We start from the raw sequence: 22,768 nt of genomic DNA, 5'->3' as shown, positions 1-22,768 counted from the left end.
TCTTTTGGTTGTATCGTTATAACAAAAAAGAATTGGTTATGACGTATTCCCCGCCGTTATGCTTCTTTTTTTTATTTAACAAGCAGAATTATTATGTCGACAACCATTGTGGCGCCCGCCGCCACATCTTCTACAGGGATAACCGGGGCGGCCGTCCCCATCCGCAACGCCGCCGATGTGGCCAATTTGGTCAACGGCGGCGCCGCCAAGCGTAACGACGCGCGTATCGTGGTCGCCATCGCGCTGGGCGGCGTATTTTTGGACGCTTACGATCTGGGTGCGCTGGCGTTCGGTATTAAAGACGTGGCGCGTGAGTTCAACCTCTCGCCAACCGGCACTGGGCTGGTTGCCTCTGCCATTACCTTCGGCGCCATCATCGGTGCGTTTATCGGCGGCTACCTGACCGATAAAATCGGCCGTTATCGCGTGTTTATGGCGGATATGTTTTTCTTCGTCTTCGCTGCGTTGGCCTGCGCCTTCGCGCCCAATGAATGGGTGCTGGGCGGCGCGCGTTTCGTGATGGGGCTGGGGGTGGGGATCGATCTGCCGGTAGCGATGGCGTTTTTGGCCGAGTTCTCGCGCCTTTCCGGCCGCGGCAACAAAGCGGCGCGCATCGCCATGTGGTGCCCCACCTGGTATGCGGCAATCAGTATTTCCTACCTACTGGTGCTGTTGCTGTATGGCGTGCTGCCGGAAAGCCATACCGACTGGCTGTGGCGGCTGATCCTTGGCTTTGGCGCCGTGCCGGCGCTGCTGATTATCGCCATCCGTAGCCGCTATATGAGTGAATCACCGGTGTGGGCCGCCAACCAGGGCGATCTGCAAGGCGCGGCCGCGATCCTGCGGCGCTCGTACAATATCAATGCTGAAGTTACTGCTGATGCCGAACAGGGCCGGCCGGTGCAGGCGCGCCGCGCCTCATGGCGCAACTACGGCACCCTGCTGCAAGGCGTTTACCTGCGGCGCACGGTGCTGGCGACGGTTATCGCCATTGCCTCTTCTTTTGCCTATAACGCCGTCGCCTTTGGCCTGCCGGTGATCCTTTCCAGTTTCCTGGCGCAGTCGATGCTAAGCACCATTCTGTTCTCGCTGGCGCTCAACCTGCTGTTTGCCTTTGTCGGCGGCTTGATTGCCGTGCGGTTGGTGCCCGCGGTGGGAGCCTGGAAACTGACGGTGCTGGGCTATATGTGCCAATTGGCGGCGCTGATTGGGCTGGCGGTGGTCGGCCACCCAGCCAACGGCAGCGAAGCGGCGTTTTCCATCGGCATGCTGGCGCTGTTCCTGCTTGGCCAGGGCTTTGGCCCCGGCTCGCACAGCATGACGTTTGCCTCGCTAAGTTACCCGACCTCGCTGCGTGGCGTTGGCGTCGGCTTTAACCAAACGCTGATGCGATCCAGCTCAACGCTGTCGCTGTTCCTGTTCCCGGTACTCTCGGCAACGCTGGCCACCGACGTGTTCTGGGTAATCGCTCTCGCGCCGCTGATCGGCCTGGTTGCGCTGCTGGCGATCCGCTGGGAGCCTTCGGGCTACGATGTGGACGCCGAAGACTTCCAACGTTCATAACCCCCCGCCCGTGTTCCCCTTCCCGCAAGGGGAACACGTTTACCGCCGAGCTTCCCTGCCAAATAGCCGCATTAACTTAACAACCCAATAAGATACTAGCTTAATAAGTTGCCATGCTAACAAGCTAATAGCTTATTAGCCTGCCAGGCTGATAACTTCATATGGCCGCAAGCTGCAGGTAGTGCGCCAACCGTTGACGCAGGTGGGCAATGCCTTGCGGATGCTGGATAAACACCACCGCCGGCATCATCTGCCAACGCTGCCCTTCATCACCAAAGCGGATAGCGGCGATCTGCGCCGGCGTTAACGCGCCAGCCATAAACCAGGTTGGCAGGATGCCGCCGCGCGGGTTGGCGTAGGAGCGCTGCCAAAGCACCTGGCTCGCGCTAATCGCCAGCCCAAATTCTTCCTGCACCTCACGCTGCACGCAGGCCAGCGGCGTTTCCTGCCCTTCGCGCCCGCCGCCGGGCAGATCCCAACAGCCAGGCCATGGGATGCCGGGTTTATCGTCGCGCTGGTAAACCAGCACCCGCCCGGCCTGCAACAGCGCGATTTTTGCGCCGTCAAAGTTTTGCTGCACCTGATGCCCCCTGCGCGTTACGCCAGATTCCTGCGGCCATCATATCTCATCCGCCGGCCCCCTGGTGTATAGTAAAAAACCCGCTATCACTACAGGCGAACCAATACCATGAAATCACCTTTTCTGGTCACCCCGCAATGGCTGGCCCAGCACATCAACGATGAAGATCTGGCCATTGTCGATGTGAGAATGTCCCCACCCGGCCTGCAGCCCAAAAGAGACATTCAGGCCGAGTTTGAGCACGGGCACCTACCTGGCGCCGTGTACTTCGATATTGACGACGTCGCGGATAAAAATACGGATCTGCCGCACATGCTGCCTTCGGCCGACGCCTTTAGCCAGGCCGCCGGTGCGCTGGGCATCAGCGATAAACACACCATCGTGGTCTATGACGAGGGCAACCAGTTCTCTGCCCCGCGCGGCTGGTGGACGTTCCGTAACTTCGGCGCGAAAAACGTTTACGTACTGGACGAAGGGCTGAACGGCTGGCTGGCGTTGGGCCAGGCGCTTGAAACCGGCAAAGCCAGCCGCCCGGCGGCCACCTTTACCGCCCGCTTCAATGCCAATGCGGTCGCCAGTATGCGGCAGGTCGAGCTGGCGCTGGAGGGGCAGGCGCAAATACTCGACGCGCGCGCTGCGCCGCGTTTCAATGCCGAAGCGCCAGAGCCGCGCCCCGGCCTGCACCGTGGGCATATCCCCGGCAGCATCAATATCCCGTTCGGCGAACTGCTGGAAAATGGCCAATTCAAAACGCTGCCCGCGCTGGAAAAAACCTTCACGGATAAAGGGGTTGACCTTAACGGGCCGATCATCACCAGCTGCGGCTCCGGCGTAACCGCCGCGGTGTTGGCGTTCGGCCTGTTGTCGTTAGGCGCTACGCAGGTAAAACTGTATGACGGCTCATGGGCGCAGTGGGGCGCGCTCGACGGCCACCAACCGATCGAACCGCAACCGGCCTAACCGTTTAACCGCTCCGCGATAATATCGGCCAGCCGCAAGATAGCGCCTGCCGGTTTTTCATCCGCGCGATGCAACACCATGCCGATGTCGCCGAGCGGCGGCAACACGCCGGGCGGCAGGCAAACCAGGCTGGCCGGCACCCCGGCGCCGGTGCGCAGCGTAATGCCAAGCCCGGCGCTGACTGCCGCCCAAACGCCGCTCAGGCTGCGGCTGGTAAAGGCAATCCGCCATGGAATACCGGCCCGATCCAGCGCCTCCGTCGCCGCGCTGCGCATCAGGCATGGGGCATCAAACACTACCAGCGGCAGCGGCTCCCCGGTGGCCAGCCACTGTGCGATATCCACCTGTTGCCCGGCGATCCAGCGCAATGCCCGTTGCCCCAAATGATGCTGATACGGCGAAGCCTGGCCGCCGTCCCAGGCCAGTGCCAAATCCAATTGCCCTTTCAGCAAGCTATCGAGCAGCTCGGCATTGCGGGCGATGCGCGCCTCGATGCGCACCTGTGGGTGAGCGCGCGCAAACCGGCCCAGCACAGCCGGCAAAAAGGTTTCACCGAAATCCTCCTGTAACCCCAAGCGTACCGAGCCTTGTAAATCCAGCCCGCGCACGGCGGTAATCGCCTCATCATTCAGTTCCAGCAGCCGGCGGGCATAGCCCAACAGGGTTTCACCGGCTTCCGTCATCACCATACCGCGCCCGGATTTGCGCAGAATCGGCACCCCAACCTGCTGCTCAAGTTTTTTCAGGTGGGCGCTGACGGCGGAGGTAGAACGCCCCAGACGGTCGGCCGCTTTGGCAAAGCTGCCCAACTCAATGCCGGTAACGTAACTGCGCAAGTCGTCAAGATCGAACGTAATTCTGGCCATACCAACCATCCTGATTTTCAAAACCATTCATCAAAATAATACCGATTTTATTCATTACGATGGCGTGCCACTCTGTTCCGGTCAACGTTTTTTGAGGAGAACCACCATGCTTGCCATGCAATACCGATTCACCCTGCCCGCCGATTACGATATGGCGATCGTCCGTCGGCGCATCGCCAATTTCGGTCATTTACTGGATAACTACCCGCAGTTGATCGTGAAAGCCTATCTGTACGCCGAGGCGGGATCGCACAGCGCGGAAAACCGCTATGCGCCGTTTTATCTGTGGAACAGCAGCATCGGCATGTGTGATTTTCTGGCCAGCCCAGGATTTGTAAAGTTAGCCCAGGATTTCGGCTGGCCGCAGGTTAGCCACTGGCTGCCCTGGGAGACGCGGGTTGATCGCTCAGCGCTGGCCGAAGCGCACTTTGCCACTCAGGAATACCGGCCAATCGCCCCCTACAGCGATTTGGCCGCGCTGCGCCAGCAACATCGGTTGGATGAGCAGGCCGTGGGCGGAGTAATCGCATTCGATCCGGCCGGTTGGCAATGGCTGCGCCTGCAGCTATGGCGGGAATTGCCGGCTCATGCCGCCCCCGGCAGCCAATGTTACGCCATCGGGCACATCAGCGCCCCGTTCGACCAATCACAGCCATCGATTGACAACCCCGCGCGGTATTGATAATCATTATCAAATAATCAGCACAATGATGTGCCGGATGCGATCGCCAGGATATGCCGCTATGCCTAACACAGCCATCACGCCTTTCACCACCCGTTGCTGCATTGTCGGCGGCGGCCCCGCGGGCCTGATGCTCGGCTATCTGCTGGCGCGCGCCGGGGTTAACGTCACGGTGGTGGAAAAACACGCCGATTTTCTGCGTGATTTCCGCGGCGACACCATTCACCCTTCCACGCTGGAAATCATGCACCAGTTGGGGCTGCTCGACGAGTTGCTGGCCCTGCCGCACCAAAAGGCGGAAAAGCTGCATGCCGAGATCGCCGGGCGCGACATCACGCTGGCCGACTTTACCCACCTGCCGACGCGCTGCAAATTCATCGCCTTTATGCCGCAGTGGGAGTTCCTGAATTTTCTGGCGGCCAAGGCGGCGGCCTTCCCGCAGTTCACGCTGATCAAATCCGCGCAGGTGGATCAACTGTTGTACAGCGGCGAACGGGTATGCGGGGTGTTGGCGCAAACTCCGCAGGGGCCGATCCAGATCAATGCGCCATTGGTGATCGGCACCGACGGGCGCAATTCGGTGGTGCGGGCGCAGGCAACGCTCAGCAGCCGTTCCTTCGGTTCGCCGCGCGACGTGCTGTGGATGAAGCTAAGCAAGCAGCCGGGCGATCCCGCATGGTCGATGGGCCATACCGGGCCGAAGCAAAATTTCATCATGATCGATCGCGGCGAATACTGGCAGTGCGGCTACTCGATCGAAAAAGGCAGCTTTGAGGAGATCAAAGCCGACGGGCTGGAGAAATTCCTGCTGCACATTGCCGGCATTGCCCCGTTCCAGGACGATCGGCTGCAAGAGATCCGCAGTTGGGATCAGGTAAAATTGTTAAGCATCCGTATCGATCGGCTGGATCACTGGGCGAAACCGGGGGTGTTGTGCATTGGCGATGCGGCGCACGCCATGTCGCCGATCGGCGGCGTGGGAGTTAACCTGGCGATTCAGGACGCCGTCGCCACCGCCAACAGCATCATTACCCCGTTGTTGGAAGGTAACCTGCAGCTCAGGCACCTGCAACGCGTGCAGCGGCGACGCAACTTCCCCACCAAGGCCACGCAGTTTCTGCAAATAAAAATGAGCCAACGCCGGCCAGGGAAGCAACCCAGCCGCAGCAACGGCGGGCTAATGAAGCGGGTGGGCAACAGCCGCTGGCTGCCACGCCTGTTCGGCCGGATCATCGGGCTTGGCTTCCGGCGCGAAACGCCCAAACACGCCGGCGCTGAACGGGTATAATCGCGATACCGTGTTCTGACAGAAGGCCTACAGATGAAGCCGTCAAACAACGGCAGGCTGCGCTGTGGCTGGAAGTGCTGAAGCTCAATCCATCGGCGATCCGCTTTTATCAAAGAAACGGGCTGACGATTCAGGGCGAAACCCAAATCGCCAGTGCTCAGGGCGCGAGCGAACTGTGGTATATGGCCAAAACGCTGTGATGGCAGGGCGTCAGGCACCCCACGCTCATTGCGCCAATCAGATAGCCACCAGCCCACGCACGCCGTCTTGCTCCATCTCGCTGCCGCTGCCGCGCTGGATGATGCTGCCGCGCGACATCACCAGATAACGATCCGCCAGCTCGGCGGCGAAGTCATAAAACTGCTCCACCAGCAGGATTGCCATATCGCTGCGCGCGGCAAGCTGCTTGATCACCGCACCGATCTCTTTAATCACCGAGGGTTGGATCCCTTCCGTCGGTTCGTCGAGGATCAACAGGCTTGGTCGGCAGGCCAGCGCGCGGCCGATCGCCAACTGCTGCTGCTGGCCGCCGGAAAGATCGCCGCCGCGCCGATGTTTCATCTCTGCCAGCACCGGGAACAACTCATAGATATGCGCCGGCACGCTTTTCGTTTCACTGCCGGAAAAGCGCGATAGCCCCAGCAGGATGTTCTCTTCCACCGTCAGGCGCGGAAAGATTTCCCGCCCCTGCGGCACGTAGGCGATGCCCGCCTGCACCCGTTGATGCGGCTTGCGGTTATTTATGGTGTTCCCCTGCCAGCTGATGGTGCCGCTTTTGGCAGGGATCAGCCCCATCAGGCATTTCAGCAATGTGGTTTTACCCACGCCGTTACGCCCCAGCAGGCAGGTCACTTCGCCGATTTGCGCATCGAATGACAGGCCGCGCAGGATATGGCTACCACCGTAGTATTGGTTCAATTCGTTAACTTGTAACATTTTTCATCCTTAGCTTATGGTCTGGCCCTCACCCTGCCCCTCTCCCGCCGGGAGAGGGAACCGACGGAGCTATAGGGAGCACGGAATGCCCCCTCTCCCGGCGGGAGAGGGTTGGGGTGAGGGCGAAGGCGAAGGCGAAGCATCAACGCCCCAGATACACTTCAATCACCTGCTCATCCGCCTGCACCTGCGCCAATGAACCCTCCGCCAACACTTGGCCCTGATGCAAAACAGTCACGTGGTCGGCGATGCTTTCAACAAAGCCCATATCGTGCTCAACCACCATCAGCGAGTGCTTGCCGGCCAGCGATTTGAACAGCTCCGCGGTGTATTCGGTTTCCGCGTCGGTCATGCCGGCCGCCGGTTCATCAAGCAGCAGCAGGTGCGGCTCCTGTACCAGCAGCATGCCGATTTCCAAAAACTGCTTCTGCCCGTGCGACAACAGCCCGGCCGGCCGGTGGCGCTCATGCCCCAGCCGCAGCGTTTTCAGCATCTCGTCGATACGATCGCGCTGCTCGCTGTTCATCTTGGCGCGCAGGCAGGCCCACACCGATTTTTGCGTTTTTTGCGCAATCTCCAGATTTTCAAACACCGTCAACGCCTCAAATACCGTCGGTTTCTGGAACTTTCGGCCGATGCCAGCGCGGGCGATTTGCATCGGATCCTTTGCCGTCAGATCAATCGTTTGATCGTAAACCACCCGGCCGCTATCCGGCCGCGTTTTCCCGGTGATCACATCCATCAGCGTGGTTTTCCCCGCGCCGTTGGGGCCGATCACACAGCGCAGTTCCCCCACGCCAATCTGCAGCGACAGATCGCGCAGCGCGTGGAAACCATCAAAGCTGACGTTGATCTGATCCAACGCCAGCACTGGATCGGTTTGTTGGCGGTTTTTATCAGCCGGCAACGGCTGGGTATAGAGCGCTTCGTTCATCTGTGGCTGGCTCATTGTGATTTCCTTCTGCGCAGCAGGCCGATAACCCCTTTTGGCAGGAACAGCGTGACGACGATAAACATCAGGCCGAGGAAGAACTGCCAATATTCCGGGATCGCCATGGTGAACCAGCTTTTGGCGCCGTTGACGATGCCGGCGCCCAACAGCGGCCCCACCAGCGTGCCGCGCCCGCCGAGCGCCACCCAAATCGCAGCTTCGATCGAGTTGGTCGGCGACATTTCGCTCGGGTTGATAATGCCCACCTGCGGCACATACAGAGCGCCGGCCAGCCCGCACAGCACCGCAGACAGCGTCCAGACGAACAGCTTGAAGCCCTTTGGATCGTAACCGCAGAACATCAGGCGGTTTTCCGCATCGCGCACCGCCGTCAACACCCGGCCAAACTTGCTGCGCGCCAACGCAAAGCCCATCGCCAGGCTGGCAAACAGCAGCACCACCGTCGCCAGGAACAGCGCCACGCGCGTGCCGGTGGCGGTAATCGGGAACCCAAGCAGGGTGGTAAAGCCGGTAAAGCCGTTGTTGCCGCCAAAACCGGTTTCATTGCGAAAGAACAACAGCATGCCGGCATAGGTCAGCGCCTGGGTCATGATCGAGAAATACACGCCTTTGATTTTCGAGCGAAACGCAAAGTAGCCGAAGACAAACGCCAGCAGGCCGGGCACCAGAATAATCAGGCACAGCGCCCAGCCAAAATACTGGGTGCCGCTCCAAAACCACGGCAGCTCGCTCCATGACAGGAACGACATAAACGCCGGCAGGCCATCGCCCGCCGCCTGGCGCATCAGGTACATACCCATGGCGTAGCCGCCGAGGGCGAAGAACAGGCCGTGCCCAAGCGACAGCAGCCCGGCGTAGCCCCAGACCAGATCCAGCGCCACCGCCACGATGGCGTAACACAGGATCTTGCCGACCAGCGTTAAGGTGTAGGTCGAGATCGCCAGCGGATTATCCGCCGGCAACAGTGCAAGAAACGGCATGATCAGCAGCGCCAGCAACAGCACCGCGCCGATGCCCAGCGCTAGGCGGGGGGCTTTCTGCACGCCGGTTATGGTTAATGGTTGGCTCATCAGTCAATCACCCTGCCCTTAAAGGCGAACAGCCCCTGCGGGCGCTTCTGAATAAACAGGACAATCAGCGCCAGGATCAGGATTTTCCCCAGTACGGCGCCAATCTGCGGTTCAAGGATTTTGTTTACGATGCCAAGCCCCATGGCCGCGACCACCGTGCCGGCCAATTGGCCAACCCCGCCGAGCACCACCACCAGGAATGAATCGATGATATAACCCTGCCCCAGTTCCGGCCCCACGTTCCCCAACTGCGACAGCGCCACGCCGCCCAGGCCGGCAATCCCGGAGCCCAGGCCGAACGCCAGCATATCGACGCGCCCGGTCGGCACCCCGCAGCAGTCCGCCATCGCGCGGTTTTGCGTGACCGCACGCACATTCAGGCCAAGGCGGGTTTTATTCAACAGCAGCCAGGTCAGCACCAAAACCAGTACAACAAACACTATCACCGCAATACGGTTCCACGGCAGCACCAGGTTCGGCAGCAGTTGGATGCCCCCCGACAGCCACGCCGGGTTGGCCACTTCCACGTTTTGCGTGCCGAACAGCACCCGCACCAGTTGGATCAGCATCAGGCTAATCCCCCAGGTCGCCAGCAGGGTTTCCAGCGGGCGGCCGTACAAATGGCGGATCACCACGCGCTCCAGCGCCATGCCGATACAGGCGGTAACGGCAAACGCCACCGGCAAAGCCACCAGCGGATAAATCGCCAGCCACTGCGGCGCCAGTTGTTGAAATAGGCTCTGCACCATGTAGGCCGAATAGGCGCCCAGCATCAGCATTTCACCGTGCGCCATGTTGATCACCCCCAGCAAGCCATAGGTGATCGCCAGCCCCAGCGCTGCCAGCAGCAGGATCGATCCCAGCGACAGGCCGGTAAACGCCTGGCCGAGAATATCCCCGAGCATCAACCGGTGTTTGACACTGCTCAGGCTTTTTTCCGCTTCGGCACGCACTGCCGCATCCGGCTCATTGGCGCTATTGGTCAGCGCCTGCAGGCGTGTCTGGGTTTCCGGATCGCCCGAGTTGCCCAGCAGGCGCACCGCATTGAGGCGCACCTGCGGGTTGGTATCGGTCAGTTGCAGGTTGGCCAACGCAACGGCAAGCGCGTCGTGCACCTTGGCGTCTTTTTCTTCCGCCAGGCGTTGGCTCAACAGCGGCAACTGATCGCTTTGCGCTTCGCGCTGTAAGGCCAGGGCCGCCTGCAAGCGCTGCGCCGGGTCATCACTCACCAGCATATGCGCGGATAAGGCGTTGGCGATCAGGTTGCGCAACCGGTTATTCAGCCACACCTTTTTCGGCGTGCCCACCGGGGCGGCATCACCCGAGAGTGGCAGGAACTGATCGCCCTGCTGAATGAACGCGCGCTTGGCGCCGTCAATCACCACGTTTTCCTGTTTCAGCCCCTGCAGCAACGGCAGGCGTGAAGCGTCAGGCGCGGTAGACCACGCCTGCAATAATTGCGCCTGCTGCGTACGGCTGGCCGCAGCAAAATCGTCGGCTGGCCCGGCCTGCGCGAACATCGGCAGGCAGCACAGCAGAAACCACAGATGCCTAAGATGGCTTAGGGATAACAATTTCATCGTTTATCTCGTCGCAATGGGCGGCGGCACCACACCGGATCGCCGCCCTTCTTCGTTGAGAGGATGAAGGGAAACGCATTCCCCCCCCTTCCCTGGCCCTCTCCAAGAGAGGGAATTCCCCTGCTGTCCGTTACTTACCGCCTTTCACCGGGTAGTCCGGCTTTTTGTCGTTGCCGGCGATGTACGGGCTCCACGGCTGGGCGCGGACAGGTTCTTCAGTTTGCCACACGACGTTGAACTGGCCGTTACTTTCGATCTCGCCAATCATCACCGGTTTGTGCAGGTGGTGGTTGGTTTTATCCATGGTCAGCGTAAAGCCGGAAGGTGCGGCGAAGGTCTGGCCGGCCATGGCCTCGCGCACTTTATCGACGTCGGTGGTACCGGCTTTCTCAACGGCCTGCGCCCACATCTTGATACCGACATAGGTGGCTTCCATCGGATCGTTGGTGACCGCGGTGGCGTTATTCGGCAGATTTTTCGCCTTGGCGTAAGCTTTCCAATCGGCAACGAATTTCTGGTTGGTTGGGTTATCTACCGACTGGAAGTAGTTCCATGCGGCCAGGTTGCCCACCAGCGGTTTGGTGTCAATGCCGCGCAGCTCCTCTTCACCCACCGAGAAGGCAACCACTGGCACATCGGTCGCTTTGATGCCCTGGTTGGCCAGCTCTTTATAGAACGGTACGTTGGAATCGCCGTTGATGGTGGAGACCACCGCCGTTTTACCGCCGGCGGAGAATTTCTTGATGTTGGCGACGATGGTTTGGTAATCGCTGTAGCCGAACGGAGTGTAAACCTCTTCGATGTCTTTATCCTGCACGCCTTTGGAATGCAGGAAAGCGCGCAGGATCTTGTTGGTGGTGCGCGGGTAGACGTAGTCGGTACCGAGCAGGAAGAAGCGTTTTGCCGAGCCGCCGTCTTCACTCATCAGGTATTCCACCGCCGGGATCGCCTGTTGGTTTGGCGCCGCGCCGGTGTAGAACACGTTCGGCGACATCTCTTCCCCTTCGTACTGCACCGGGTAGAACAGCAGGCCATTGAGTTCTTCAAACACCGGCAGCACCGATTTGCGCGAGACGGAAGTCCAGCAGCCGAATACCACCGCCACTTTGTCCTGCGTCAACAGCTGGCGGGCCTTCTCGGCGAACAGCGGCCAGTTGGAGGCCGGATCGACCACCACCGGCTCCAGCTTTTTGCCCAGCACGCCGCCTTTGGCGTTAATCTCGTCGATGGTCATTAACGCCATGTCTTTCAGCGGCGTTTCCGAGATGGCCATGGTGCCGGAAAGCGAGCTTAAAATACCCACTTTGATGGTATCGGCCGCCTGTGCGTTAAAGGCTAACCCCATCCCGATGAAGGTGGCGGACAACGCAAAAGCTTTAATAAAGTGACGACGTTGCATAGTAAAACTCCTGATGTGTGTATGAATCTGTTTTATTCAGCAATTCAACCGCCTGGCGCCAACTCCCGTCCGGCAGGTGGCAAACGGATCGTTAAACAGCGCGGCCTTCCTGTTCCAACCGTGCCTGATGCAGCATATGCAAGGTTATTTTTCGTACTTCAGCTTTACTGACGGCTATGTGTTGGCTTAACAGCCTGAGCGCCTCCTCGCTATGACATTGTAAAATCGCCCGTAAAATAGCCGCGTGTTCGTTGTAGGTGGCATCGACCCGCGCCGTTTTGGTGAAATCCAGGCGGCGGATGATGCAGATTTTCTCTGTCACGTCGCGGTGGATACGGGCGATTTCGCCGTTGCCCGCCGCAACCACCAGCGCCATATGGAACTGCTCGTCCTCTAACGCCACCGCCTTGCCGTCTTCCAGCCTGGGCGCGGCGATCCAGAAACTTTCCAGCTCCGCCAATATGGCAGGCACCTTCCCCGGCGGGCGGGCGCACAGCCGCTTGACAGCTTCACGCTCCAGCACCACGCGCAGGTCGTATAATTCTTCGAAGTAATTGAAGTCGAAGGGCCGCACCTGCCAACCGCTGCGAAAATGCACTTCGACGTAACCTTCACGCTCCAGCCAGAACAGCGCCTGGCGCACCGGGGTACGGCTAACGTCCATACGCTGCGCGATTTCGTTTTCACTAAAGCGATCGCCCGGCAGCAAATGAAAATTGAAGATGTCATCCTTGAGCTGCAGGTAGATACGCTCTGCCAGCCCCTCCGGCCGCGCTTTGGTTCGGTTATTGGTCATTTGCATAGCGCTTTCCCCTTGCCCTCACCCTGGCCCTCTCCCAAGGGAGAGGGGATCGATAGCGCCCTCACCCTGACCCTCTCCCACAGGTAGAGGGGATCGATAGTGCCCTCACCCTGACCCTCTCCCAGAGGGAGAGGGGATCGATGGTGCCCTCACTCTGGCACTTTCCCACAGGGGGGAGGGGCTTCCCTCACCGCGTGAGATAATTGCGCCAACCGCCAAATTCCGTAATGTCCGTGGCGTCCTGCAGCGCCCACGGCTCGCAGATAAACCCTTTCACCCGGCGGCCATCTGCCAGAACCAATGTACCGATACCGAGCGGCGCGGGGATTTCAGCCACAAATTCGCCGAAGCGCGCCAACGGGATATCCCATAGCTCAACGCTGATTGCCGCACCGCCGTCTTCCCGTACCAACCCCGGTTTCGGCGGCTGGGTGTCGGCCAGCGCGTATAACTGGTAACACGGAGCGGTGGTGGTCTGCTCCACGTACACTGCCTGGCGTTCGGTCAGTTGATGATTAAGCGGCATGCCGGAAAGGTGAGCGCCCACTACCGCCACACGTGCGTAATTATCAGCTAATGGCAGTGGCTGCTGCGGTGGCAAGGGGCGCCCGGTGGCGCCAAGCGGCAACCCGAGAACCTGCTGCCAGCGCTGGCCAAACGCCGCCAGCGCCCGGTCATGCCAGGCCGGTGCAATCAGCGTGATGCCGGCCGGCAAACCGTCGGCACGCATTGGCGCCGGTAGCGCCAGCGCGCTGAGATCGGCCAGGTTGGTGAAGTTGGTGTAAATGCCAAACTGTGAGTTGAATAACACCGGCTCCTGGGCCATTTCCGCCAGCGTGCGGATCGTCGGCGAAGTGGGAACCACCAGCGCATCAAACTGCGCCAGTTGCAGGTGAATGCGGCGCGCCAGCTCGGCGCGCAGGTATTCGGCCTTGTAGGCATCGCAGGCGCTGTACTGCAGGCCGCTGCTGACGATGCCGCGCACCACCGGGTTGATGGCCTCTGGATCGCTTTGCAGCAGTTCCTCCACCGCCACGGTGCGTTCCGCCACCCAGGGGCCGTAATAGAGCTGCTCGGCCAGTTCGCGGAACGCCGTGAAATCAATGGGTTCCAGTTGGGCACCGATGGCCTGCAACTGTGCCAATGCCTGTTGAAATGCCTGTTCCGCCAGCCGATCGCCAAAGAACTCCGGCACGACCGGGACGGCAAAGCACGGCGCCGCCGGCAGATCCGCCGGGGCAGTGTTGGGGTTATGGCGTGAATAAGCATCAGCGGCGTCAAAGCCGCCGGCCAGTTCGGCCACCAGCGCCGCATCCGCGACTGTCAGGGCGAACACGGAAAGGGTGTCGTTCAACCGGCAGGCCGGCACCAACCCGCCGCTTGACAGCCAGCCTTTGGTGGGCTTCAGCCCGACGATATTGTTGAACCCGGCCGGCACGCGGCCAGAGCCGGCGGTATCGGTTCCCAATGAGAACGGCACCAGGCCGCGCGCCACCACCGAAGCCGAGCCGGAGCTGGAGCCGCCGCTAACGTAGCGGCTGTCGAAGCTGTTGACCACCGCGCCGTGCGGTGAGCGAGTGCCCACCAACCCAGTGGCAAACTGATCGAGGTTAGTTTTGCCCACCACAATGGCGCCGGCGGCGCGTAGCCTGGCCACCACGGCGGCATCGGCATCGGCCTGATAGCTGAACGCCGGGCAGGCGGCGGTGGTCGGCCAACCGCCGACGTCGATGTTGTCTTTTACCGCAAAGGGCACGCCGAACAGGGGTAAACGGCTGTGATCGCCCTCCACCGCTGCCAGGCGCTGCGCCAACTGTTGGTATTGGGCTTCACACTGGGCCGCGGTGGCGTGATACAGCCAGGCGTTGTCGCCGCCGCCAAGGCTGGCAAGCAGGGCATTGATAGCCGTGCGCACGCTATCAATGCGTGCGCCAACCGGCTGGGTTTGATAGAAACGTTGCCATTCGGCGAGCGTAAAACCGAATTGCTTTACAGACTGGGCCATCCGTTGAATTCCAACTAGTACACAAGATGGAATCATCAGAGCAAGGGGCGTGCCAGCTTTATATCGTTATGATTTTCGCCGTGAAACGGCTTTAATAGGGTGCGTTAAACCCAGCGGCGCACCACTGGCGAGCGGCGCTGAGCGAAAACGGTGCATAAACTCACCCTGGGTATTTTCCGCTTAGGCCGCGCCGCGCACGCGCTGCGCCAGTCCTTTAAGGAAATAACGCAGCATCTGATCGCCGCATGGCCGGTAGTTCTTGGTGCCCTCTTTCCGAAACAGCGCATTCAGCTCCGGCTTGGAAATGCGAAAATCCACCGCGCTGAAAATGGCGTGCATATCGGTGTCTTTCAGTTCAAACGCCACACGCAGCTTTTTTAGCACCTGATTGTTGGTGACCGGCAATTCCACCGCTGGCGCCGGGTATTTGTCATCTTTACCGCGTTTGAAGAACACCAGACCGTTGAGAAAATGCGCCATCACGGGATCGGGGCATTTTTCAAAGCCGGGCTCGCCTTCTTTAATCACATAACGGCCCATCGCAGCGGCATCGACGTTAAAACCGTCCAGCGAGACGATTTCCGCCATTTTTGCATCGTTAATACTTAGCATGTAGCGCACGCTGCGCAGCACATCGTTGTTAATCATGGTATAGCCTTTTATTACGGGCACGACAGGCGGCCGCACGCCGGGAAGATGTGCGGCAGTATAGGCAGACGGCAAGGGTTTCTCAATCGCTTTGGCCATTGGGCGCCAGGCAACGGCGCTTTTACCCCTCGATGCCCTGGCACCGCTTTCGGGCCAAGCATCAGCAAACAACGCAGAACGTACAGGAGACAACATCATGAACATTGGTTTCGCCGGGCTGGGCGGTATGGGGCACCCCATGGCCAACAACCTGCTGAACGCAGGGTATTCGCTGACGGTATGGAACCGTTCGCCGCAGGCCGCACAGGGGTTGGTCAATGCCGGCGCCGCCCTGGCGCAACGGCCAAGCGATCTGGCCGCCGTTGACGTATTGATCACCATGCTGGCCAACGATGCCGCAACGGAACAGGTGGTGGTCGCAAGCGGGCTGCTGCAGCAATTGCGGCCGGGGGCAATCCACATCAATATGGCGACGGTTTCCGTTGCCCTGGCGCAGCGGCTGACGGCGCTGCATGCCGAACATCACGTGGGGTATATTGCCGCACCGGTGCTGGGGCGTGTCGATGTCGCCGCCGCCGGCAAATTGAACATTTTGGCCGCCGGCGATGCGCAGCATATCGCCCGCGTACAACCGCTGTTTGATGTGTTGGGCCAGCACACCTGGCGCTTCGGCGATAAACCGGAACAGGCCAATATCGTCAAGATCGCCGCCAACTTTACCCTGGCAAGCGCCATTGAAGCGATGGCGGAGGGCAGCGCGCTGGTGCGCAACCATGGCGTTTCCGGGGCGGATTATCTGCACATGCTGACCAACACGTTGTTCGCGGCGCCGGCTTATAAAGGCTATGGCGCGTTAATCGCCGAAGAAAAATACGCGCCGGCCGGCTTTAAGCTGACGCTGGGGATGAAGGATGTGGGGCTGGCGCTAGAGGCCGGCGGCAACAGCCATACGCCGATGCCTTTCGCCAGCGTGCTGAAAGACAATTTTCTGGATGCCGTGGCCCAGGGGGATGGCGAACTGGACTGGGCCGCGCTGGCCAAGGTGGCGACGCGGCGCTCAGGGCTAAAATAGCCCGCTCGCCGCGCCAAATTCGCGCCCGGCTCAGGCCAGCGGCTGGCGCGGGCGGAAGATGTGGTCAACGCCCTGCGCGCGCAGCCGGTTAACCAGATCGAGCCCGCCGTTTGGCGTGGCGTGCGCCAACAGCCGTTCATTTTCAAACACCGGGCTGGCCCAGAAGATATTAACCGGATCGCCGTACTGATCCGGCAGCTTCAGGTGCTCCTGGTAAGGGTAAAAGGCGGAAGAAAGCACATAGCCTTCATACCCTTGCGGCGCCACTTCCGATTCCAGCGTGTGGCCTTCACCAAGCCAGGTGAGCCGCGCCCAGGGCACATGGGCAAAGCCAGCCAGCGCGCTGGCCATCTGCACCGCGTTCTCCTCGGTCATATACTGCCCATCAATGGCAATCCCCATTTCCATGCGGCGATAGCGGGCGGCATCGTCGTTGAACAGGATATCCACCCACGGCATCGGCCGGATGCTGACCCCCATGGTGAGGAAGTAATAGATCCCGTCGCGCTCGTGCTGGGTGATCGCCATCGGCGGCCATTTGCCCTGGTCGATGGCGTAATATTTTACTGACGGGCCGAAATGCTGCTCGTAGCAGGCGCTGTAATCGCGCTGCATCCCCGGCCACGGGTTACCTTCCTCACGCTGCCAGCTGCGCCAGAACTGGCGCGTATTTTCCGCCTGTGCGTACTGCGCGTTGGTGGAGGCAGAGCCCAACGGATAGGCCAGCGGGCTTTCTTTAATACAGCTGGCGGAATAGCACACCGAATGGTCGATATACAGGCTCCAGCCCGGGATCACCGCCAGCAGTTGGCCGTAATACCACAGCGCGGCACCGTCGTCGCTCTCCGCCCAGACCACCAACAGCCCTTCCGGATTGAGCGGAGCTTCGCCTTCCAGATTGCGGCAAAACTCGGCGGCCAGCATTGGCGGCTGCCCCATTTCCATCGCGGCGCGGTCTTCCTGTTGCGGCGCTGCGGCCAGGTTACGCAGCCAGCAGGCCCGCACCTGAAAACGTTCACTGTACGCTTCCGTGGGGTAAATATAAAAATAGGCGGCGCGATGATCTTGCTGCACCACGGCCACCAGCGTTTGGTTCTCGTTACTGACTTCGACAAGTACAGTAGACTCGTTCATATCGCCTCAATAGGTCACCACGCGGCAATTACCGCCGCGCGCCAGATAAATGGGTTTTCACCAGTGTAAAACGCAAAGCCAGGCGGGATCACGCGTAAAAGTCCGAAAAACCCAGACTTACGCCTGCCTGTGCCCGTCTGCTGCCGCATTATTGATGCGCCGCAGCGCACGATGATAAGAGCCGTTGCGCACTGATGCGCGCAGCACTTTCGCCGTGCCGGCCACGCCGGCACGCACCAGCCGGCGCTGTATCGCCCCCTGGCGAAGCCCCAGTTGCTGCTGCGCCCAATCCGGCAGCAGATCGATACCGGCCCGCATCACCAGGGCGCCAAACGGCCGCGCCAGCAGGCTGGGCGCCGGTACGGCAAGCAGGATACGCGCCACTTCACGCGTGCGCGCATCGCAAACCAACTGCCTGCGCATCTGCTGCAGATAATCGGCCACCTCCGCGCAACTGGCCGGGATATCGCGCGCGCCCAACGCTTCGGCCACGCGCGCGGCTTCCTGGTAGTAGCGATCCTGCTGCGCCGGCGGCAAGGCCGGGTTACGGTAGCGCAGGTGCGCCGCCAGAAAACTGCGGCTTTCCGCCACGTGCACCCAGGTCAACAGTTGCGGATCGCTGGCGGCATAAGGCGTGCCGTCGGCGGCGTAGCCATTAACGTTCAGATGAATCGCCTTAACGCGGGCAATCATCCGCTGGGCGTCGGCGCTGGCCGCAAAGGTGGTGGCGGAAATAAACTGGCCGGTGCGGCGCAGGCGGCCAAGCATATCGCTGCGGAAATTGGAGTGATCCCATACCCCAGCCAGCGCCAACGGGTGCAGCATTTGCAACAGCAGTGCGCAGACGCCGCCGCACAGCATCGAGGTGAAATCGCCGTGCACCTGCCAGATCGTGGTCTGCGGCCCAAACAGCCCCGGATCCCCCGGTGGGTTTTCAAAGTCGATCCCGCCCAGCGTTAGCCCGCTCAGGCTATGCACCTGCTTTTCGATCGCTGCGCGTACTGTTTCCATACCGGCCCTCTTTGCTGTTGCGGCCAGTCTATCATGGGAATGCAGCGGCGTTTAACCTTGCCGCCGCCGTTCACCGGGCACGCCTGCCGGCCAAGCGCTCAATCACGCCGCGGGCTTTTTGCTTAGTTTTCAATCATTAGTATGCTTTATAACTCATTATAAAAAAGAAGCATAAGTAATAGTTATTACATTCTTCCTGCCGGTATCAAGCCCCGGTAGGATTGGTAGCAATTTTTACCTGGCAGCATGATTTTTACGTCTTCCTCTCAAGCCGGCCCTGACGGTATGATGCGCGGCCACCGGAATACGTAGACTTTTTATTTAAGGATTATTGTCACAATGATCGTTCTTTCGAACGTTTGTAAAACCTTTGACAGCGCTCAGGGCCGTGTAATCGCCGTGGACGACGTCAATCTTAACGTTGAGACCGGGCAAATCTACGGCATCATTGGCTACAGTGGTGCAGGGAAAAGCACGCTCATCCGCTTACTCAACGGCCTGGAAACCCCCACCAGCGGCAGTATCCGCATCAATGGTTTTGATATTGCCAAGGCCAGCCATGATGAATTGCGCCGGGCGCGCCTGAAAATCAGCATGGTGTTCCAACACTTCAACCTGCTGTGGTCGCGCACCGTAAGCGAGAATATCGCCTTTTCCTTACAGATTGCCGGCGCCGCCAAAGCACGCATCAAGCAGCGGGTGGCGGAGTTGATTGCGCTGGTCGGCCTGCAAGGGCGCGAAAACGCCTACCCTTCACAACTGAGCGGCGGCCAGAAACAGCGCGTCGGCATCGCCCGCGCTCTGGCCAACAACCCGGACGTGCTGCTGTGCGACGAGGCCACCTCGGCGCTCGATCCGCAAACCACCGACGCCATCCTCGATTTGCTGCTGGATATCAACCGCAAGCTGAACCTGACCATCGTGTTGATCACCCATGAAATGCACGTGGTGCGGAAAATCTGCCACCGCGTTGCGGTGATGGAAAATGGCCGCATTGTGGAAGAAGGCCCGGTGATTGATGTCTTCACCCGGCCGCAACAGCCGATCACCCAGCAGTTTGTGAAGCAGGTTTCGCAATATCAAGAGACAGAGGAGAGCTTTAACCCGCAGTTGACCGAACACCTGCAGGGCACGATTTTCAAGCTGACGTTTGTCGGCATGCAGACCCATCAGGCGGTGATTTCCGACGTTATCCAACGTTACGGCCTGAGCATCAATATTCTGCACGGCAAAATCAGCCACACGCTGAACGGCACATTTGGCGAACTGTATATTCATACCGTGGGCAGCGAACAGCAAATCGCCGGGATGCGGGAATTATTGCAAGAACGGGATATTGCCGTTGAGGTTGTTAAACATGATTGAGTCGCTGTTCCCTCACCTGCGTATTGACCAACTGTTAGACGCCACGCTGGAAACGCTATACATGACCGGCGTCGCCGGGCTGGCCACCCTGATCCTGGGCATCGTGCTCGGCGTGATCCTGTTTTTAACCTCTAAGGGCCAACTGCTGCAAAACCGCCCGATCTACCTGCTGATCTCGGCCATCGTGAACATCTTCCGCTCCATCCCGTTCATTATCCTGATCGTGTTGCTGATCCCCTTCACCAAAACCCTGATCGGCACCATTTTGGGCGCGGACGCCGCGCTGCCGGCGCTGATCGTCGGCGCAGCGCCGTTCTACGCGCGCCTGGTGGAGATCGGCCTGCGTGAAGTGGATAAAGGGGTGATTGAAGCAGCGCGCTCCATGGGGGCGAAAACCCGCACCATCATCTTCCGCGTGCTGTTGCCGGAATCATCGCCGGCGTTGGTTTCCGGTATTACCGTTACGCTGATTGCGCTGGTGAGTTACACCGCAATGGCTGGTGTGATCGGCGCGGGCGGGCTGGGCAACCTGGCGTATCTGGAAGGCTTTCAACGCAACCATAGTGATGTAACGCTGGTGGCGACACTGATGATTTTATTTATCGTGTTCGTCATCCAGTTTATTGGCGACACAGTAACCACACTGCTCGATAAACGTTAATAATAGGAATAATGACGATGAAAAAACAACTCATGATGTTAGCCTTCGCTTCGCTGACGGCGTTGGCGTCTTTCACCGCCGCAGCGCAAACCAAACTGGTGGTCGGCGCTTCCAACGTGCCGCACGCCGAAATCCTTGAACAGGCAAAACCGATCCTCGCCAAAGAAGGTATCGATCTGGAAATCAAACGCTTCCAGGACTACATCCTGCCGAACACCGCACTGGCCAGCCACGATATCGACGCCAACTACTTCCAGCACGTGCCGTATCTGAACTCGGTGCTGAAAGACCACGCCGACGACAAGAGCTATGACTTCGTCAGCGCCGGCGCTATTCACATCGAACCTATCGGTATCTACTCGAAAAAGTACAAGAGCCTGAAAGATCTGCCGGAAAACGGCAAAATCATCATGCGCGATGCGGTGGCTGAAGAAGGCCGTATTCTGTCCATCTTTGAACGTGAAGGAGTGATCAAGCTGAAACCGGGCGTGAGCAAGGTGGATGCGCGGATTTCCGACGTGGTGGAAAACCCGAAACATCTGAAGTTCCTGGCTAACGTGGAAGGCGCACTGCTGCCGCAGATGTACAACAACGATGAAGGCGATGCGGTGGTGATTAACGCCAACTACGCGATCGACGCCGGCCTGAACCCCATCAAAGACCCTATCGCGGTTGAAAGCGGCGTAGATAACCCTTACGCCAACATCATTACCGTGCACAAGGCCGACGTTAACAAGCCGGAGATCGTCGCGTTGGTGAAAGTGCTGCACTCCAAGCCGATTCAGGACTTTATCCGCGAAAAATATCAGGGCGCGGTTATCCCGGTTGACCAATAAGCCACCGCGTTTCGCCCTATCGCGTTAATCCCCTCGCCGCTGCGGCGAGGGTTTTTTTATGTTTTACGCAACGCTTCCGCCTGGCACAGCTGCGGCCACACGGCCATCAGAGCCGCCAACAGCTGCAGCAGATCTCCGCGGCTTGCGCCTTCACGCGCCTGAACCGACATCCCTTCAATGGTGCAGATGATGAACTTCGCCAGCAGCATGGTATCGGTGTGCGGCGCCACTTCGCCCTGCTGCACTTTGCGATCAAAACACGCCTTCAGACTGGCCTCTTGCTCCTGGTGTTTTTTCTGCAGCATCACCGCAATGGCGCCCGCTGAAGACGATAACGCCGAAGAAGTACACACCATAAAACACCCCGACGGCGTATCAGGATCGGTAAACACCTTCACGTAGGCGTGAATGTAGGCTTCGATGATGGCGGCAACCGGCTCATCCCGTTCCAGTATCCGGTTGGTACAGGCGGTGTACTTTTCCAGATAGCACTCTACGGCCGCAAGGAACAACCCCTCTTTGTTGCCAAACTCGGCATACAGCGTCGGCGCTTTGGCGCCGGTCACCGCGACCAGATCGGCCAGCGAGGTGGATTCATAGCCGTCGCGCCAGAACAGCCTCAATGCCTGGTCGAGCGCCCGATCGCGATCGAACTGTTTCGGTCTGCCGCGTGTTTTTTTCTCACACATCTTTTTTTCGTTAGTCGTCATGGCATTTCCCCTGGTTCATTAATAGCGCACTATTAACTTAACAGTCATTATAAAAAAATATTGCATCGCCGTCGAGAAGAGACTAGCATTTAGTTATCGATCGTTAATTAATTTAGCGAACACGAAAACCAACACTGAAAAAACGACACAAACAGGAAATAACATTATGAAAAACATTAAAATGGCACTTGCAGCTATCGCACTGACCACGGTTTCTTTTGGTTCATTCGCCGCTCAACTGGTTACCGAACAACCGGCAAATGCGCAAAAAATCGGCGTGGTTACCGCCACCGGCGCCACCGATCTGACCAGCCTGGAAAACCAGCTTTCCGCCCAGGCGGATAAAGCCGGTGCCAAAGCCTTCCAGGTTATCGACACCACCGGTAACAACAAACTGCATGGCACGGCGATCATCTACAACTAATGCCGCACGCCTGTAGATAAACAGCAAGCATTAGCGCCCCTGGCCCTCTTTTTACATCGAGGAGCCAGGTGCTTCTTCTCCAAGCCCCCCTGATTTCGTTAGGGATCCCCACAAATAACGCCTGTTTCGTAATTTTTCTGCCAGCTATCAAAGGCGCGGTTAAGGTTTGTTTCCGTGATGAAATCAGGCTCGTGGCGCAACACATTTCGTGCTAATGTCTGAAA

The 22,768-nt window shown here is 59.3% G+C and carries 23 protein-coding genes; 10 read left to right on the top strand and 13 right to left on the bottom strand.

The window, feature by feature from the left end; all coding sequences use genetic code 11:
* The first annotated feature begins 93 nt into the window (after nt 1-93).
* A complete protein-coding gene (locus AC559G_RS12285) occupies nt 94-1,563 on the top strand; it encodes an MFS transporter (RefSeq protein ID WP_121552930.1) in 1,470 nt (489 codons plus the stop codon).
* 157 nt (nt 1,564-1,720) lie between these two features.
* Here AC559G_RS12285 and AC559G_RS12280 read toward each other — a convergent pair whose 3' ends face one another.
* Nucleotides 1,721-2,143 carry an NUDIX hydrolase gene (locus AC559G_RS12280; RefSeq protein ID WP_498912722.1) on the bottom strand — a complete coding sequence of 141 codons (423 nt, stop codon included), beginning with the start codon at nt 2,141-2,143 and terminating at the stop codon, nt 1,721-1,723.
* 108 nt (nt 2,144-2,251) lie between these two features.
* Here AC559G_RS12280 and sseA point away from each other — a divergent pair, with 108 nt between their 5' ends.
* Nucleotides 2,252-3,103, top strand: coding sequence for a 3-mercaptopyruvate sulfurtransferase (gene sseA / locus AC559G_RS12275; RefSeq protein WP_498912721.1), 852 nt, complete (start codon nt 2,252-2,254; stop codon nt 3,101-3,103).
* Here the strand turns inward: sseA and AC559G_RS12270 are convergent.
* On the bottom strand, nt 3,100-3,969 hold the full coding sequence (locus tag AC559G_RS12270) for a LysR family transcription regulator (protein WP_498912720.1): 870 nt from the start codon (nt 3,967-3,969) through the stop codon (nt 3,100-3,102). The two genes, sseA and AC559G_RS12270, sit on opposite strands and share 4 nt — an antisense overlap.
* 106 nt (nt 3,970-4,075) lie before the next feature.
* On the opposite strand from AC559G_RS12270, the gene AC559G_RS12265 reads away from it, so the two are divergent.
* From AC559G_RS12265 to AC559G_RS12255, 3 genes are all read left to right on the top strand, one after another.
* The gene (locus AC559G_RS12265) at nt 4,076-4,651 is read left to right on the top strand and encodes a DUF4865 family protein (RefSeq protein WP_498912719.1); all 576 of its coding nucleotides are present in this window, start codon (nt 4,076-4,078) and stop codon (nt 4,649-4,651) included.
* 61 nt (nt 4,652-4,712) lie between these two features.
* A complete protein-coding gene (locus tag AC559G_RS12260) occupies nt 4,713-5,939 on the top strand; it encodes an FAD-dependent oxidoreductase (protein ID WP_498912718.1) in 1,227 nt (408 codons plus the stop codon).
* A gap of 74 nt (nt 5,940-6,013) precedes the next feature.
* A complete protein-coding gene (locus AC559G_RS12255; RefSeq protein WP_498912717.1) occupies nt 6,014-6,139 on the top strand; it encodes an N-acetyltransferase in 126 nt (41 codons plus the stop codon).
* A gap of 37 nt (nt 6,140-6,176) precedes the next feature.
* Here AC559G_RS12255 and urtE read toward each other — a convergent pair whose 3' ends face one another.
* From urtE to AC559G_RS12215, 8 genes are all read right to left on the bottom strand, one after another.
* Entirely contained in the window at nt 6,177-6,875 is a 699-nt protein-coding gene (urtE, locus tag AC559G_RS12250; RefSeq protein ID WP_498912716.1) for an ABC transporter ATP-binding protein, read from the bottom strand.
* Nucleotides 6,876-7,017: 142 nt separating this feature from the next.
* A complete protein-coding gene (urtD, locus tag AC559G_RS12245; protein WP_498912785.1) occupies nt 7,018-7,809 on the bottom strand; it encodes an urea ABC transporter ATP-binding protein UrtD in 792 nt (263 codons plus the stop codon).
* A gap of 11 nt (nt 7,810-7,820) precedes the next feature.
* Nucleotides 7,821-8,897, bottom strand: coding sequence for an urea ABC transporter permease subunit UrtC (gene urtC, locus AC559G_RS12240; protein ID WP_498912715.1), 1,077 nt, complete (start codon nt 8,895-8,897; stop codon nt 7,821-7,823).
* Nucleotides 8,897-10,477: an urea ABC transporter permease subunit UrtB gene (gene urtB / locus AC559G_RS12235; protein ID WP_498912714.1), complete on the bottom strand. Its 1,581-nt coding sequence runs from the start codon at nt 10,475-10,477 to the stop codon at nt 8,897-8,899. The genes urtC and urtB overlap by 1 nt, the downstream gene beginning before the upstream one ends.
* 130 nt (nt 10,478-10,607) lie before the next feature.
* Nucleotides 10,608-11,876 (bottom strand): urea ABC transporter substrate-binding protein, encoded by a 1,269-nt coding sequence (urtA, locus tag AC559G_RS12230; RefSeq protein ID WP_498912713.1) that lies wholly within the window; start codon nt 11,874-11,876, stop codon nt 10,608-10,610.
* 91 nt (nt 11,877-11,967) lie between these two features.
* Nucleotides 11,968-12,678 (bottom strand): GntR family transcriptional regulator, encoded by a 711-nt coding sequence (locus AC559G_RS12225; RefSeq protein WP_498912712.1) that lies wholly within the window; start codon nt 12,676-12,678, stop codon nt 11,968-11,970.
* A gap of 187 nt (nt 12,679-12,865) precedes the next feature.
* Entirely contained in the window at nt 12,866-14,683 is a 1,818-nt protein-coding gene (gene atzF, locus AC559G_RS12220; protein WP_498912711.1) for an allophanate hydrolase, read from the bottom strand.
* Between the two features lie 180 nt (nt 14,684-14,863).
* Nucleotides 14,864-15,331 carry a YehS family protein gene (locus AC559G_RS12215; protein WP_438596549.1) on the bottom strand — a complete coding sequence of 156 codons (468 nt, stop codon included), beginning with the start codon at nt 15,329-15,331 and terminating at the stop codon, nt 14,864-14,866.
* A 196-nt stretch (nt 15,332-15,527) separates the two neighbouring features.
* Here AC559G_RS12215 and AC559G_RS12210 point away from each other — a divergent pair, with 196 nt between their 5' ends.
* Entirely contained in the window at nt 15,528-16,403 is an 876-nt protein-coding gene (locus AC559G_RS12210) for an NAD(P)-dependent oxidoreductase (protein ID WP_498912710.1), read from the top strand.
* Between the two features lie 30 nt (nt 16,404-16,433).
* Here AC559G_RS12210 and AC559G_RS12205 read toward each other — a convergent pair whose 3' ends face one another.
* Together AC559G_RS12205 and AC559G_RS12200 are read right to left on the bottom strand one after the other, a co-directional pair.
* A complete protein-coding gene (locus AC559G_RS12205; RefSeq protein WP_438596551.1) occupies nt 16,434-17,537 on the bottom strand; it encodes a suppressor of fused domain protein in 1,104 nt (367 codons plus the stop codon).
* A 117-nt stretch (nt 17,538-17,654) separates the two neighbouring features.
* Nucleotides 17,655-18,548 (bottom strand): oxygenase MpaB family protein, encoded by an 894-nt coding sequence (locus tag AC559G_RS12200; RefSeq protein ID WP_498912709.1) that lies wholly within the window; start codon nt 18,546-18,548, stop codon nt 17,655-17,657.
* Nucleotides 18,549-18,887: 339 nt separating this feature from the next.
* Between AC559G_RS12200 and AC559G_RS12195 the strand changes: the two genes are divergently transcribed.
* The 3 genes from AC559G_RS12195 to AC559G_RS12185 are packed head-to-tail and all read left to right on the top strand — an operon-like array spanning nt 18,888 to nt 21,410.
* Nucleotides 18,888-19,913, top strand: a complete 1,026-nt coding sequence (locus AC559G_RS12195; RefSeq protein WP_498912708.1) for a methionine ABC transporter ATP-binding protein — start codon at nt 18,888-18,890, stop codon at nt 19,911-19,913.
* Nucleotides 19,906-20,574 carry a methionine ABC transporter permease gene (locus AC559G_RS12190; RefSeq protein ID WP_498912707.1) on the top strand — a complete coding sequence of 223 codons (669 nt, stop codon included), beginning with the start codon at nt 19,906-19,908 and terminating at the stop codon, nt 20,572-20,574. The genes AC559G_RS12195 and AC559G_RS12190 overlap by 8 nt, the downstream gene beginning before the upstream one ends.
* Nucleotides 20,575-20,591: 17 nt before the next feature.
* Nucleotides 20,592-21,410, top strand: coding sequence for a MetQ/NlpA family ABC transporter substrate-binding protein (locus AC559G_RS12185; protein ID WP_095845329.1), 819 nt, complete (start codon nt 20,592-20,594; stop codon nt 21,408-21,410).
* Between the two features lie 56 nt (nt 21,411-21,466).
* Here AC559G_RS12185 and AC559G_RS12180 read toward each other — a convergent pair whose 3' ends face one another.
* Nucleotides 21,467-22,120 (bottom strand): TetR/AcrR family transcriptional regulator, encoded by a 654-nt coding sequence (locus tag AC559G_RS12180; protein ID WP_498912706.1) that lies wholly within the window; start codon nt 22,118-22,120, stop codon nt 21,467-21,469.
* A 166-nt stretch (nt 22,121-22,286) separates the two neighbouring features.
* On the opposite strand from AC559G_RS12180, the gene bhsA reads away from it, so the two are divergent.
* Nucleotides 22,287-22,544, top strand: coding sequence for a YdgH/BhsA/McbA family protein (gene bhsA / locus AC559G_RS12175; protein ID WP_498912705.1), 258 nt, complete (start codon nt 22,287-22,289; stop codon nt 22,542-22,544).
* Nucleotides 22,545-22,768 lie beyond the last annotated feature (224 nt).

Source organism: Gibbsiella greigii, from assembly GCF_039540155.1.
In the GTDB taxonomy this organism is placed as follows: Bacteria; Pseudomonadota; Gammaproteobacteria; order Enterobacterales; family Enterobacteriaceae; genus Gibbsiella; species Gibbsiella quercinecans.
This window is presented reverse-complemented; position numbering and strand designations above follow the sequence as displayed.